This window comes from Pseudomonas soli (assembly GCF_900110655.1).
GTDB classification, from domain to species: Bacteria; Pseudomonadota; Gammaproteobacteria; order Pseudomonadales; family Pseudomonadaceae; genus Aquipseudomonas; species Aquipseudomonas soli.
In genome coordinates, this window is record NZ_FOEQ01000014.1 from 50,045 (window position 1) to 64,380 (window position 14,336).

Annotated in this window: 14 protein-coding genes; 9 read left to right on the top strand and 5 right to left on the bottom strand. The window is 64.2% G+C overall.

Annotated features, from left to right (window positions below; all coding sequences use genetic code 11):
- The first annotated feature begins 198 nt into the window (after window positions 1-198).
- Together BMY03_RS23000 and BMY03_RS23005 are read left to right on the top strand one after the other, a co-directional pair.
- Window positions 199-1,032, top strand: coding sequence for an EamA family transporter (locus BMY03_RS23000; protein WP_023629466.1), 834 nt, complete (start codon window positions 199-201; stop codon window positions 1,030-1,032).
- A gap of 32 nt (window positions 1,033-1,064) precedes the next feature.
- Window positions 1,065-1,451, top strand: a complete 387-nt coding sequence (locus BMY03_RS23005; RefSeq protein ID WP_094012347.1) for an MAPEG family protein — start codon at window positions 1,065-1,067, stop codon at window positions 1,449-1,451.
- Between the two features lie 61 nt (window positions 1,452-1,512).
- On the opposite strand, the gene mltA is transcribed toward BMY03_RS23005, so the two are convergent.
- Window positions 1,513-2,664, bottom strand: a complete 1,152-nt coding sequence (gene mltA, locus BMY03_RS23010; RefSeq protein ID WP_094012348.1) for a murein transglycosylase A — start codon at window positions 2,662-2,664, stop codon at window positions 1,513-1,515.
- Between the two features lie 119 nt (window positions 2,665-2,783).
- On the opposite strand from mltA, the gene BMY03_RS23015 reads away from it, so the two are divergent.
- On the top strand, window positions 2,784-3,230 hold the full coding sequence (locus BMY03_RS23015; protein WP_038706915.1) for a c-type cytochrome: 447 nt from the start codon (window positions 2,784-2,786) through the stop codon (window positions 3,228-3,230).
- A gap of 54 nt (window positions 3,231-3,284) precedes the next feature.
- Here the strand turns inward: BMY03_RS23015 and BMY03_RS23020 are convergent, their stop codons facing one another.
- The 4 genes from BMY03_RS23020 to BMY03_RS23035 form a co-directional block, all read right to left on the bottom strand.
- A complete protein-coding gene (locus BMY03_RS23020; protein ID WP_023632841.1) occupies window positions 3,285-3,677 on the bottom strand; it encodes a DUF1090 domain-containing protein in 393 nt (130 codons plus the stop codon).
- Window positions 3,678-3,795: 118 nt separating this feature from the next.
- Entirely contained in the window at window positions 3,796-5,496 is a 1,701-nt protein-coding gene (ligB, locus tag BMY03_RS23025) for an NAD-dependent DNA ligase LigB (RefSeq protein ID WP_094012349.1), read from the bottom strand.
- Window positions 5,497-5,640: 144 nt separating this feature from the next.
- On the bottom strand, window positions 5,641-6,831 hold the full coding sequence (gene metK / locus BMY03_RS23030) for a methionine adenosyltransferase (protein ID WP_094012350.1): 1,191 nt from the start codon (window positions 6,829-6,831) through the stop codon (window positions 5,641-5,643).
- Window positions 6,832-6,850: 19 nt separating this feature from the next.
- On the bottom strand, window positions 6,851-7,843 hold the full coding sequence (locus BMY03_RS23035) for an ArsR/SmtB family transcription factor (RefSeq protein WP_038706912.1): 993 nt from the start codon (window positions 7,841-7,843) through the stop codon (window positions 6,851-6,853).
- 229 nt (window positions 7,844-8,072) lie between these two features.
- Between BMY03_RS23035 and tkt the strand changes: the two genes are divergently transcribed.
- The 6 genes from tkt to fba all read left to right on the top strand — a co-directional run bounded on the left by tkt (window position 8,073) and on the right by fba (window position 14,261).
- The gene (gene tkt / locus BMY03_RS23040) at window positions 8,073-10,070 is read left to right on the top strand and encodes a transketolase (RefSeq protein WP_023631029.1); all 1,998 of its coding nucleotides are present in this window, start codon (window positions 8,073-8,075) and stop codon (window positions 10,068-10,070) included.
- 129 nt (window positions 10,071-10,199) lie between these two features.
- Entirely contained in the window at window positions 10,200-11,261 is a 1,062-nt protein-coding gene (gene epd / locus BMY03_RS23045; protein ID WP_023631030.1) for an erythrose-4-phosphate dehydrogenase, read from the top strand.
- 12 nt (window positions 11,262-11,273) lie between these two features.
- Window positions 11,274-12,437 (top strand): phosphoglycerate kinase, encoded by a 1,164-nt coding sequence (locus BMY03_RS23050; RefSeq protein ID WP_038706911.1) that lies wholly within the window; start codon window positions 11,274-11,276, stop codon window positions 12,435-12,437.
- Window positions 12,438-12,469: 32 nt separating this feature from the next.
- Window positions 12,470-12,688 carry a hypothetical protein gene (locus tag BMY03_RS23055; RefSeq protein WP_031315764.1) on the top strand — a complete coding sequence of 73 codons (219 nt, stop codon included), beginning with the start codon at window positions 12,470-12,472 and terminating at the stop codon, window positions 12,686-12,688.
- Between the two features lie 78 nt (window positions 12,689-12,766).
- Window positions 12,767-13,096: an MliC family protein gene (locus BMY03_RS23060; RefSeq protein WP_023631711.1), complete on the top strand. Its 330-nt coding sequence runs from the start codon at window positions 12,767-12,769 to the stop codon at window positions 13,094-13,096.
- 100 nt (window positions 13,097-13,196) lie between these two features.
- A complete protein-coding gene (gene fba / locus BMY03_RS23065) occupies window positions 13,197-14,261 on the top strand; it encodes a class II fructose-bisphosphate aldolase (protein WP_023631710.1) in 1,065 nt (354 codons plus the stop codon).
- The last annotated feature ends 75 nt before the right edge of the window (window positions 14,262-14,336 follow it).

The window sequence follows — 14,336 nt, forward strand, 5'->3', positions numbered from 1 at the left end:
GGCTTCCAAGTCATTACCCGAATGGCTCGGGCAGTTCTTTGATGATCTGGCGCGGCAGTCGGGACACACCTTATGACCGGATTTCTCCAATTGGTTCCTGTCAGGCAGTGGCGTGGGGGCGGGCTCGCCGAGATGGGGCCATAACACGCCAGGCGCTATATAGTGGTCCCCACCGAACGACAACAAGGATTCCAAGGCGTGCTGGCAACTTCCCTCGTACTGGTCGCAGCCCTGCTCCATGCCACCTGGAATACCTTGATCAAGTTCAGCGCCGAGCGGCTGCTGGTCATCGCCAGCATGGACGTGGTGGCGCTGAGTTTCGCCCTGCTGGCGGTGGCCTTCGTAGATTTCCCGCCCGCCGGGATCTGGCCCTGGCTGTTGGCCTCGGCGCTGGCCGAGCAGCTGTACCGCTTTCTGCTGATCCAGGCCTATCGGGTCGGCGACCTGGGCCTGGTCTATCCGTTGATGCGTGGCCTGTCGCCCTTGGTGGTACTTGGGTTGACCCTGGCCTTTGCCGGCGAATCGCTGAGCCAGCAGCAGATCATCGGCATCCTGCTGATCCCCTGTGGCATGGCGTGTCTGCTTTGGCAGGGCGGTGGCGGCGACCGCCTGCCCTGGTCGATGCTGCCGGTGGTGGCGCTGATCGGCCTGTGCATCGGCTGCTACACCTGGTTCGACGGCCAGGCCGTACGCCTGTGGGGCAAACCGTGGGATTACCTGGTGTGGCTGAGCCTGCTCAGCTCCTGGCCGTTCCCGCTGCTGGCCGTGGTGGCTCGCCGGGGGCCATTCATGCTGTTCTGGCGAACCCAATGGAATCTGGGCCTGGCAGTCGGGTTCTGTGTGTTGTTCAGCTACGCTCTGGTGCTCTGGGCCATGCACCTGGGCTCGGTGGCCGAGGCGGCAGCGTTGCGCGAACTGAGCGTGATTCTCGTGGTGCTCCTGGGCATGCGCTACCTCAAAGAACCTTTTGGCGGGCCAAGACTCCTAGCTTGCACGCTGGTGCTGGCCGGCATGCTGGTGATGAAGCTCTGAAGCCAACCTCTGTGAAACAAGGAGTCCTGTAGATGACCGTAGCCCTGTGGTGCATTCTTGTCGCCCTGGTCCTGCCGCCGCTGTGTGCGTTGATCGCCAAACTCAGCAGCGGGTATTTTGGCTTTCGCGCCAATCATGACCCGCGTGCCTTTCTGGACGAGCTTGACGGGCTGCCACGGCGGGCCCATGCCGCTCAGTTGAATGGCTACGAGGCGTTTCCGGCATTTGCCGCGGCGGTGCTGGTGGCCGATATCGTCGGCAATGCCGAACAAGTAACCCAAGATGTGCTGGGCGTGATGTACATCACCAGCCGGTTGCTCTACATCATCTGCTACCTGGCGGATTGGGCGGTGTTGCGCTCGCTGGTGTGGTTCGTCGGGATGGCGCTGATCGTGTCGTTCTTTGTCGTTTCGATCTGAGTGCATCGCGGGGCATGCCCGCTCCCGCAGTGGGAGTAGGCATGCCCCGCGATAGCGCCCGTCAGGGTACCTTCGGTACTTCGGGCAAAGGCTGACCCTTGGGCCACAACATCCAGATCTGCCCCTGTTGTTTCATGTTGCCTGCCAGTTCCCCTGCCTCTGGCCCGGTGCCCCAGAACAGGTCCGCACGCACTTCACCAGTAATCGCCCCACCCGTGTCTTGAGCTCCCACGGGGCGCACCACCGGGCTGCCGTCGGGGCGGGTGGTGGACAGCCACAGCAGGCTGCCCAGCGGGATCACCTTGCGGTCGATGGCCACGCTGTAGCCAGCGGTCAGCGGCACGTTGAGTGAGCCGCGCGGACCTTCGTTGCTGTCCGGGCGGGTGCTGAAGAACACATAGCTCGGGTTGCTGGCCAGCAACTCAGGGATCCGCTTCGGGTTGGCCTGGGCCCAAGCGTGGATGCTGCCCATGGTCACCTGTTCCTTAGGCAGCTGGCCCTGTTCCACCAGCCAGCGGCCAATCGGCCGATAGGGATGGCCGTTCTGGTCGGCATACCCCAGCCGTAGCTGGCGGCCACCTTCCAGCTGGATGCGACCGGAACCCTGGATCTGCAGGAACTGCAAGTCCATCGGGTCGGTCAGCCAGGCCAGTACCGGCGCCATGGCACCGTCGCGGTTGATCACTTCGGCGGTGTCATAGGGTTTGAGCACGCGGCCATCAAGGCGCCCGCGCAAGCGCTTGCCCTTGAGTTCGGGATACACACTGGCCAGATCGACCACGATCATGTCCTCGGGTACGCCGTACACTGGTACATGCGCGGCTTCGGTGCGTTCCAGGCTGCCGGGGTAGACCGGTTCGTAATACCCGGTGATCAGGCCGTTGGCGCTGTTCTGCGCCGAGCGCAGTCCAAACACCTGGAGATTCTGCTCGAGGAAGGTGCGTACCTGATCAGGGTTCGCCATGGCTGAGCCGGCTGCCTCGCAGGTTGCGGCCCACACCGGATCGCGCTTGAGCTTCTCGCAACCGTTGCGCCAGGCATAGAAGCCGGCCAGCAGGTCGTCGTCGCTGACCTGGGGCAGGTCCTTCCAGGTGGCTGGCACATAAGTGGCGATGGCATGAGGCTCAGGCTTGGCGCTTTCGCCGCCGTTGCAGCCGGCCAGGAGCGCCAGGGCGGGCAGGGCCCAGGCGAGATGGCGCAATGCAGATTTCATCGAGAAGGTCCTGTGCTGGGCGAAACATGAACATTCACCCTTGTTTTCTGTGTGGCTATTGGTCTTTGCCCGGCGGGCGGCGATACTGGCCACCCGTTTGCCTGGCCAAAGAGACCGTGATGTTCAAGCGATTGACCGTAGTACTGCTCGCCGCCCTCGCCCTGACCGCCTGTGACGGCGTCGATCCCAACTCGCCACTGGGCCAGCGCAAGGCGATCTTCAAGCAGATGCTCAAGACCAGTGAAGACATGGGAGGCATGCTGCGCGGACGGTTGCCCTTCGATGGCGTGAAGTTCGCCGAGGGCGCGGTGAAGCTGGATTCCCTGGCCCATGAGCCGTGGCAGCACTTCCCGCAGGTGCGCGACGAGGGTGACAGCAGCGCGCGGGCGGATGTCTGGGAGCGGCAGGCGCGGTTCCAGGACCTGGCCCGGCAGCTGGAGGGCGTCACCGGCGAGCTGGTGACGGTGACCCGCAACCCGTCGCTGGACGCAACGCAGATGAAGGCACCGATGGACAAGGTCGAGGCGGCGTGCAAGGCCTGTCATAGCGAGTTTCGTAATCATTGAGCCGTGGGAGGCTGTCGTGGGAGCGGGTTCGCTCCCACATCAAGGGCTGTTAGGTCAGCGCTCGAGCTCGTCCACGGCTTCCTGCAGTTCTTTCTTTGCCTCGGCCAGCTTGTCCTTGCGCTTGTTGATCTTTTCCGCGTCACCCTTCTTCATGGCTTTGTCCAGGTCCTTGGTGCGCTGGTTCACTTCGTGGCGGGCATCGAGCACTTTCTGCTCGCGCTCTTTGCGCAGCCCGGCTTCGGTGCAGTTGTCCACGCCACGCAGCGCCTCTTCGAGCCCGGCAACTTGGTCACTGTTGCCATGGTCACGGGCAATCTTCAGCTGGTTCTCGATGGCGCTGCGTTTGGCGGCGCAGCCGGTCAAGCCTGCATCCGGCTGGGCGGCTTGCGCGACGCCGGTCGCCAGGCCAAGGGTTGCCAGCAGGAAAAGAGCGGTGAAACGTGTCATGAAAAGCCTCCTGAGCGGGGCGGAGCAGCAAAAGTTGGTGGAATCCTGCCTTGGTTTGCCGGATTTAGGAACCCTTGGTGGGGCTTTAAACGGCAAACTCGGAGTTACCCTACGCTCGTCATTGTTCGGCGGTGTCGTTCGAGTGCTGGAAACCGGCGATACGATACCGGCCCAGTTGCGCGGCAAGGGCTTGAACATCTTCTGTTGCAAAAAAAACCTCGAGTTGTTTCGATTTTGCGCCACCGACCCCCGGCGAGGCTTGCCATGCGTCGGCCGATCGGGTTGCGAGCGTCGACCAGTCGGCCTCCAGCGGCATCTCCTGAGGCAAGGGCGCGCCCAGCGCTTTCAACCACTGGTGGAAGGAGCGCAGGTGAGCCGCGCTGAAACTGTCATGAAGCTGTCGGGCCCTGGCGTCGCCGAGACCCGGCACCTTCGTCAGGACTTGGGTGTCGAGCTCCAGCCAGTCCACGAGGGAGGTCACCAGGCCGGCATTCACCAGTCGGCGCCAGGTACCCGGTCCGATCCCTGGCAGGGCCAGCCCCTGCTTGCCGCTCAACCAGTTCAATCGGGCGATGAATTGCTCTTCGCAGCCAGCGCCAGCCCGCCAGCAAGTGTGGGCGTCATACTGGCCGGCAGCCGGTGAGGCCACGGGCTGTCGCACGACCGTGCGATGTACCACGTCGTCAAACCGCGGAACGGTGAGGCCGGCAAGGCTGATGGCCACCTGGTCGCCAGGGCGAATATCGAGGTTCTGCCAGCGAGCCAGGGAACCAAGGCTGACCTGGGAAACCTGACGGTCGTCCAGTTCGACAGGCGCCAGATGCAGGATGGGGGTTACCTTGCCAGTGCGTCCAATGCGAAAGCGCACTTCGCGCACCTCGGCCAGTGCCTGGGAGAAGGGGTATTTCCAGGCCGCAATCCAGTAAGGGGCCTTGGCCTGCCAGCGTTCGGCGGGCGGGCGGCTGTCCTGGCGCAGGATCACGCCATCGGTGGCGAAGGGCAGGGCGGTGCGATACCAGTGCAGGCGCATCTCGGCGGCCTGCTCCGGGCTGGCGATGGCGACGCTGTAGCGCTGGCTGTCGGCAAAGCCCATGGCGGCCAGTCGCTCGAGACGCTCTGCCTGGGTTTGCGGCCCGTGCGGCCAGTCCCAGACGAACAGGCCGATGCTCGCGCCGAGCGCTGTGTCCAGCTGCTTGCGTGCCATCAGCCCGGCCACGTTGCCGCGAGCGTTGAGGCTGCCTGCCTGGGCCTGCACATGGCCCTCCAGGCGTTTGTACAGTTCCCCTTGCAGCACCAGGTCCACAGGTTGCGGCAGCTGTCGGGTGATGGCGCCGAGCGAGGGAATATGCCGGCTCCAGTCATGGCCCTGGACGCCATCGCCACGGCTGAGCAGCCGGACCAACCGACCCTTCTGGTAGACCAGGGAAACCGCGACGCCGTCGACCTTGGGCTGTATCCAGACATCGCGTTTGTCGGCCAGCCAACGACGCATTGCCTGTTCGTCAGGGAGCTTGTCGACGCCGGTGTGGACGATCGGGTGTGCAATCGGACCGCGTGCGCTTGCCAGTGGGGCGGGCGCCGCGTCTGGCAGGTTGAAGCACCGCTGTAGCAGCAATTGGCGCTGGCGGCTCTGGTCATAGAGCTCGTCGGCCACCAATGACTTGCCCTGACGATGGTAGTGGTCGTCCCAGCGGGCCAGGGTCTCGCCCAGCCGGGCCATTTCGGCATTCGCCTGGGATACGCTCCAATCCGGACACTGGTCGGCCTGTGCGCTGGCGATGAGTATCGGCAGGAGCATGAGTATCAGCAGCAACGGCATGGCCGGCATCCTTGCGAGGCGGTAAGGAGTCCTCAGCCTAGGTGTCAGCTGCGCGCTGCGACGTGCCGCATTGTCAGACGATATGTCACGAAAAAGCCCCTGCCGATTGCTCGGCAGGGGCTTTCTTTTACTGCTGTAGGAGACTTACAGGCCGGCGGCGTCGCGCAGGGCGGCGGCGCGGTCGGTGCGCTCCCAGGTGAAGGTGGTGAAGGTGTCGTCACCCACGGTCTTCTCCTGCGGGGTACGACCGAAGTGACCGTAGGCAGCGGTTTCCTGGTACATCGGGTGCAGCAGGTCGAGCATGGTGGTGATGGCGTACGGACGCAGGTCGAAGCATTCGCGCACCAGTTGCACGATCTTCTCGTCCGAGACCTTGCCGGTGCCGAAGGTGTTGATCGAGATGGAGGTCGGCTGGGCCACGCCGATGGCGTAGGACACCTGGATCTCGCAACGCTCGGCCAGGCCAGCGGCGACGATGTTCTTGGCCACGTAGCGGCCGGCGTAGGCGGCGGAACGGTCGACCTTGGACGGGTCCTTGCCGGAGAACGCGCCACCACCGTGGCGAGCCATGCCGCCGTAGGAGTCGACGATGATCTTGCGGCCGGTCAGGCCGCAGTCGCCCACCGGGCCACCGATGATGAAGTTGCCCGTCGGGTTGATGTGGTACTGGGTACCCTTGTGCAGCAGCTCGGCAGGCAGGGTGTGCTTGACGATCAGCTCCATCACCGCTTCCTGCAGGTCTTTTTGCGAGACCTCGGGGTTGTGCTGGGTCGACAGTACGACCGCGTCGATACCGACGACCTTGCCGTTTTCATAGCGGCAGGTGACCTGTGACTTGGCGTCCGGGCGCAGCCAAGGCAGCAGCTTGGACTTGCGCGCCTCGGCCTGGCGCTCGACCAGGCGGTGCGAGAAGCAGATCGGGGCCGGCATCAGCACGTCGGTCTCGTTGCTGGCGTAGCCGAACATCAGGCCCTGGTCGCCAGCGCCCTGGTCTTCCGGGCGGGAGCGGTCGACGCCCTGGGCGATGTCCACCGACTGCTTGCCGATGATGTTCATCACGGCGCAGGTGGCACCGTCGAAGCCGACGTCGGAGCTGTTGTAGCCGATGTCGATGATCACGTTACGTACCAGGTCTTCCAGATCGACCCAGGCCGAAGTGGTGACTTCACCGGCGATGATGGCGACACCGGTCTTGACCAGGGTCTCGCAGGCCACGCGGGCATACTTGTCCTGGGCGATGATGGCGTCCAGCACCGCGTCGGAGATCTGGTCGGCGATCTTGTCCGGATGCCCTTCGGACACGGACTCGGAGGTGAAAAGGGAGTATTCGCTCATCTCGATGGGTTCCTGAAATTTACCGATGTTGTATGTCGCCAGTGGCCCGCTGGAAATGCCGGACCTGGATCTGAAAACCGTTACGCAAGCCCACGTAGAGGCTGTCCCCGGGGGTCAGTCCCGCAGCGTTGGCCCAACGGGCCAGGTCATCCTGTTCGAAGCCAAGCCACAGGTCGCCGCAGGCTTCGCGCGCCCACCCCTGGTCATGGCTGCACAGCTCGGTGACCAGCAGGCTGCCGCCCGCTTTCACCCGTCTGGCCAGCAGGCGCAAGGCCTGGGCCGGGTCGCTGAAATGGTGCAGGACCATGTTCAGCACAACGCAGTCGGCTTCCACATCCGTTGTACCCAGTGCATCGGCCAACTGCAGGTTCACGTTGTTCAGTGCATTGCGCTCACAGACCTGGCGCGCCAGCTCGAGCATGGTCGGGCTGTTGTCCATGGCCGTGACCTGGTCGAAGCGGCGCGCCAGGTCAGGCAGGAAACCGCCGTCGCCAGGCCCCACTTCCAGGGCGCTGGCGCCGACGCCGAAGCTGAGCTTGTCGAGCAATGCCAGCAGGCTTTCGCGGTACTGCGGCAAGCCGGCGATGAGGTCCTGCTGGGCGCGGAATTTCTCTTCGACGCGCTGGAAAAAGTCCTGGCTGGTGGCGGCGCGGCGCTGTTGCACCAGGGCGATACGTGCCTGTACGTCCACGGGCAGCGAGAGGTCGTCGGCTTCCTCCAGCAGCGCCGTGTGCAGGCGGCCACCCAGGCGCTGACTGTCGGGCAGGGCGCGGCGGTAGAAGATCGCATTGCCCTCGCGACGGGTCGCCACCAGGTCGGCCTGGGCCAGCACCTTGAGGTGGTGGCTCATGCCCGACTGGCCGATGTCGAAGATCTGCGCCAGCTCCAGCACGCCGAACGAGTCGTTGGCCAATGCGCGCAGCACGTTCAGGCGCAGAGGATCGCCGCCGGCCTTGCACAGGGCGGCCAGCTCGTCGCTGCGTTGCGGGGTGATGGGCGCATTGAGGTTCATGGGGCGGGAGTCTAGTCAGGGGATGCTGTCGTCGCAATAGCAATATCAAAAAGTTTTGATATTGCTGGATGGGTGGTGGTTTCGCAGGCGGATTTCTCGTGAAAAGCAGGCCAAACACAGGAAAAAAGCCCGACTGCGACCATACGTCATTGCCCCCGGCCCCCCCTGTGGGCGAAAATGGTCGCCTTTTTTCGCTTCACCACCCTTTCAAGCCCCAGGAGACTCAGCGATGCCCAGCCGTCGTGAACGTGCCAACGCCATTCGTGCCCTCAGCATGGATGCCGTGCAAAAGGCCAACAGCGGCCACCCAGGTGCCCCCATGGGTATGGCGGATATCGCCGAAGTGCTTTGGCGCGACTACCTGAAGCACAACCCGAGCAACCCGAACTTCGCCGACCGTGACCGCTTCGTGCTGTCCAACGGTCACGGCTCGATGCTCATCTATTCGCTGCTGCACCTGACCGGCTACGACGTCACCATCGACGACCTCAAGGCCTTCCGTCAGCTGCACAGCCGCACCCCGGGCCACCCGGAGTTCGGCTACACCCCAGGCGTGGAAACCACCACCGGCCCCCTGGGCCAGGGTCTGGCCAACGCCGTGGGCTTCGCCCTGGCGGAAAAGGTGCTGGGCGCCCAGTTCAACCGTGAAGGCCACAACATCGTCGACCACAACACCTACGTGTTCCTCGGCGACGGCTGCATGATGGAAGGCATTTCCCACGAAGTCGCCTCGCTGGCCGGCACCCTGGGCCTGAACAAACTGATCGCCTTCTACGACGACAACGGCATCTCCATCGACGGCGAAGTGCACGGCTGGTTCACCGACAACACCCCGGCGCGCTTCGAAGCCTACAACTGGCAGGTGATCCGCAACGTCAACGGTCACGACGCCGACGAGATCAAGATGGCCATCGACACCGCTCGCAAGAGCGACCGTCCGACCCTGATCTGCTGCAAGACCATCATCGGCTTCGGCTCGCCGAACAAGCAGGGCAAGGAAGACTGCCACGGCGCACCGCTGGGCAACGAAGAAATCGCCCTGGCCCGCAAGGAACTGAACTGGAACCACGGTCCGTTCGAGATCCCGGCCGACATCTATGCCGAGTGGGACGCCAAAGCCGCTGGCGCCAAGGCCGAAGCTGCCTGGAACGAGCGTTTCGACGCCTATGCCAAGGCTTACCCGGAACTGGCTGCCGAGTTCAAGCGCCGTGACGCAGGCGACCTGCCGGCGGACTTCTCCGAGAAGGCCCAGGCCTACATCAACGAAGTCGCCGCCAAGGGCGAAACCATCGCCAGCCGCAAGGCCAGCCAGAACACCCTGAATGCCTTCGGCCCGCTGCTGCCGGAGTTCCTCGGGGGTTCGGCGGACCTGGCCGGCTCCAACCTGACCTTGTGGAAAGGTTGCAAGGGTGTCGAGGCCAATGACGCCAGCGGCAACTACGTGTTCTACGGCGTGCGCGAATTCGGCATGACCGCGATCATGAACGGCGTCGCCCTGCACGGCGGTCTGGTGCCTTATGGCGCGACCTTCCTGATGTTCATGGAATACGCCCGCAACGCCGTGCGCATGTCGGCGCTGATGAAACAACGCGTGATCCACGTCTACACCCACGACTCCATTGGCCTGGGCGAAGACGGTCCGACCCATCAGCCGATCGAGCAACTGACCAGCCTGCGCAGCACGCCGAACCTGGACACCTGGCGTCCGGCCGATGCGGTGGAGTCCGCCGTGTCCTGGAAAGCCGCCCTGGAGCGCAAGGACGGCCCGTCGGCGCTGATCTTCTCGCGCCAGAACCTGCAGCATCAGGATCGCAATGCCCAGCAGATCGCCGATATCGCCCGTGGCGGTTACGTGCTCAAGGACTGCGCCGGCGAGCCTGAGCTGATCCTGATCGCCACCGGTTCCGAAGTGGGCCTGGCCGTCCAGGCGTTCGACAAGCTGAGCGCCGAGGGCCGCAAGGTCCGCGTCGTGTCGATGCCGAGCACCAGCGTGTTCGATGCCCAGGACGCTGCCTACAAGCAGTCGGTCCTGCCACTGGAAGTCGGTGCGCGCATCGCCATCGAGGCTGCCCATGCCGACTTCTGGTACAAGTACGTCGGCCTCGAAGGTCGCGTCATCGGCATGACCACCTACGGCGAGTCGGCACCGGCCTCCGCGCTGTTCGAGGAGTTCGGCTTCACCCTGGACAACATCCTGGGTACCGCTGAAGAGCTGCTGGAAGACTGATGCACCCGGGAGGCTCCGTGCCTCCCGCCTGATCGCGGGGCAAGCCCGCTCCCACAAGGCATCCCGGTGCCTTGTGGGAGCGGGCTTGCCCCGCGATGGTCGTTCAACGCACCTGCACGTGAGTATCGAATGCCCCACCCGCGTCCCTACAAAGTTGCACTCAACGGTTACGGCCGCATCGGCCGCTGTGTCCTGCGCGCACTGTTCGAGCGAGGGGCGAAGGCCGGTTTCGAGATCGTCGCGCTGAACGACCTGGCCGACCAGGCCAGTCTGGAATACCTGACGCGCTTCGACTCCACCCACGGGCGTTTCCCCGGTGAGGTGAAAGTCGACGGCGATTGTCTGCATATCAATGGCGACTGTGTGAAAGTGCTGCGCAGCGCCACCCCCGAAGGCATCGACTGGGCCGCCCTGGATGTCGACCTGGTACTGGAGTGCTCTGGCGCCTACAACACCCGAGCCGACGGCCAGCGTTTTCTCGATGCCGGTGCGCCACGGGTGCTGTTCTCGCAGCCGATGGCCAGTGAAGCCGACGTCGATGCCACGGTGGTCTACGGCATCAACCAGGGTTGCCTGACCGGCAACGAACTGCTGGTATCGAACGCGTCCTGCACCACCAACTGCGGCGTGCCCCTGCTGCGGGTGCTGGACCAGGCCTTTGGCATCGAGTACGTACAGATCACCACCATCCACTCGGCGATGAACGACCAGCCGGTGATCGACGCCTATCACCATGAAGACCTGCGCCGCACGCGCTCGGCATTCCAGTCGGTGATTCCGGTGTCCACTGGTCTGGCGCGGGGCATCGAGCGCCTGCTGCCGGAACTTGCCGGGCGAATCCAGGCCAAAGCGGTACGCGTGCCAACCGTCAACGTGTCGTGCCTGGACATCACCCTGCAGACCGCCCGCGACACCAGCGCGGCCGAGGTCAACCGGGTGTTGCGCGAGGCCGCCCTGGTTGGCCCGCTAAAAGGCTTGCTGGCCTACACCGAGCTGCCCCACGCCAGCTGTGATTTCAACCATGACCCGCATTCGGCCATCGTCGATGCCAGCCAGACCCGTGTCTCAGGCTCCCGCCTGGTGAACCTGCTGGCCTGGTTCGACAACGAATGGGGGTTTGCCAACCGTATGCTCGACGTTGCCGAACACTATCTGCACGTCGTCCACCCAACCCGCAGCAAACAGCCCTGAAGGACTGCATTCATGACCGTGTTGAAGATGACCGACCTCGACCTGCAAGGTAAGCGCGTACTGATCCGCGAAGACCTCAACGTCCCTGTGAAAGACGGCGTGGTCGCCAGCGATGCGCGTATCCTGGCAGCGCTGCCGACCATCAAGCTGGCCCTGGAGAAGGGCGCGGCGGTAATGGTCTGCTCGCACCTGGGGCGCCCGACCGAAGGCGAGTTCTCCGCTGAGAACAGCCTCAAGCCGGTTGCCGACTACCTGGGCAAGGCCCTGGGCCGCGACGTGCCGCTGGTCGCCGACTACCTCGACGGCGTTCAGGTGCAGGCCGGTGACCTGGTGCTGTTCGAGAACGTGCGCTTCAACAAGGGCGAGAAGAAGAACGCCGACGAGCTGGCGCAGAAGTACGCCGCCCTGTGCGACGTGTTCGTCATGGACGCGTTCGGCACCGCGCACCGCGCCGAAGGCTCCACCCACGGTGTTGCCAAGTTCGCCAAGGTCGCTGCTGCCGGCCCGCTGCTGGCGGCCGAGCTGGACGCCCTGGGCAAGGCCCTGAAGGCGCCGGCCAAGCCGATGGCGGCCATTGTTGCCGGCTCCAAGGTGTCGACCAAGCTGGACGTGCTGAACAGCCTGAGCACTGTGTGCGACCTGCTGATCGTCGGCGGTGGTATCGCCAACACCTTCCTCGCCGCTGCCGGTCACCCGGTGGGCAAGTCGCTGTACGAGGCTGACCTGGTCGAAACCGCCAAGGCCATCGCCGCCAAGGTCAATGTGCCGCTGCCGGTCGACGTGGTGGTTGCCAAGGAATTCGCTGAAAGCGCCGAAGCTACCGTCAAGGCGATCGCCGACGTGGCGGCTGACGACATGATCCTCGACATCGGCCCACAGACCGCTGCCAACTTCGCCGAACTGCTGAAGTCGTCGCAGACCATCCTGTGGAACGGCCCGGTCGGTGTGTTCGAATTCGACCAGTTCGGCAACGGCACCAAGGTACTGGCCAAGGCCATCGCCGACAGCGCCGCATTCTCCATCGCCGGTGGCGGTGACACCCTGGCAGCCATCGACAAGTATGGCGTTGGCGCCGATATCTCCTACATTTCTACCGGTGGCGGCGCGTTCCTCGAGTTCGTCGAGGGCAAGGTCCTGCCTGCCGTGGCAATCCTGGAAGAACGGGCCAAGGCCTGAGTTTGAAGGCGCCTGGCAAAGGGAGCGACCTGATGGTCAAGCAATTGCCTGTGATGATCGTGGCAGTGTTGCTGGGCGCCTGCTCCAGCAACACGGGCAGCGAGGCTGACCCGGCGCAGCCGCCCAAGGGCGGTTGCTACCAGTCCCAGTGGCAGGCCGAGACGGCACCGGTGATCAACAAGCGCCTGGGCCCGGACGGCCTGGAAAAGTACGACGACGAGCACCAGCGCAAGGCGCCGGGCTGCCCTTGATCGGGCGCCAGGCAACCTGAAGGCTGTTTTGTGGTCTTGAACATAGGGCTGCTTTGCAGCCCCTGGCGGAGTGATTGAATGAAAGCGCTTCTGGCCGCATTGGCCCTGGCGACCCTGGCAGGCTGTTCGTTGCTGCAACCCGCCCAACCCGCCCCGGCGGACAACTGGACCCGCTGGGTCTGCGACAGCCAGGCCGAGGTGCTGTGGCGCTTCGCTGATGCACAACAGGACGCGGTCGATGTACGCCTGGGTGGCGGCGACCAGGTCTACCGGCTCAAGGCCGAGCCGGGCGCCTCCGGCGCGCTGTACAGCGATGGCATGCTGGCCTTCCACACCAAAGGTGAAGAAGGCCTGGTGTATTGGGTGGCGACCAACGATCTGATTGGGCGGGGCTGCAAGGCACCGTGACTGGCCGGGCCGCGCAGGTGGCCCACACTACTTGAACAGCAACCGCCCCTGCGGCAGGCTTGCACGAAACAAACGACGCTTGTCGGGAGAGAGATACACAATGGCACTCATTAGCATGCGCCAGATGCTGGACCACGCCGCCGAGTTCGGCTACGGCGTTCCGGCTTTCAACGTCAACAACCTCGAGCAGATGCGCGCGATCATGGAAGCCGCCGACAAGACCGACTCCCCGGTCATCGTCCAGGCTTCCGCTGGCGCTCGCAAATACGCCGGTGCGCCGTTCCTGCGCCACCTGATCCTGGCGGCCATCGAAGAGTTCCCGCACATTCCGGTGTGTATGCACCAGGACCACGGCACCAGCCCCGACGTTTGCCAGCGCTCCATCCAGCTGGGCTTCAGCTCGGTGATGATGGACGGCTCGCTGGGTGAAGACGGCAAGACCCCGACCGACTACGAGTACAACGTCCGTGTCACCCAGCAGACCGTTGCCATGGCCCACGCCTGTGGCGTTTCGGTAGAAGGCGAGCTGGGCTGCCTGGGTTCGCTGGAAACCGGCATGGCCGGTGAAGAAGACGGCATCGGCGCCGAAGGCGTGCTGGATCACAGCCAGATGCTGACCGACCCGGAAGAAGCGGCCGACTTCGTCAAGAAGACCCAGGTCGATGCCCTGGCCATCGCCATCGGCACCAGCCACGGCGCCTACAAGTTCACCAAGCCGCCTACCGGTGACGTGCTGGCGATCGACCGCATCAAGGAAATCCACAAACGCATCCCCAACACCCACCTGGTGATGCACGGCTCGTCCTCGGTGCCGCAAGAGTGGCTGGCGATCATCAACCAGTACGGCGGCGACATCAAAGAGACCTACGGCGTGCCGGTCGAAGAGATCGTCGAAGGCATCAAGTACGGTGTCCGCAAGGTCAACATCGACACCGACCTGCGTCTGGCCTCCACTGGCGCCATGCGCCGCCTGATGGCGCAGAACCCGAGCGAGTTCGACCCGCGCAAGTTCTTCGGTGAAACCGTCAAGGCCATGCGTGACGTGTGCATCGCCCGCTACGAAGCTTTCGGCACCGCCGGCAACGCCTCGAAGATCAAGCCGATCTCCCTGGAAGGCATGTTCCAGCGCTATGCCAAAGGCGAACTGGCCGCCAAGATCAACTGATCTGGTACCGTTCAACGAAAGAGCCCGCCGCGAAGCGGGCTTTTTTTGTGCGCGCAAGACCCGATTCGTACGTCG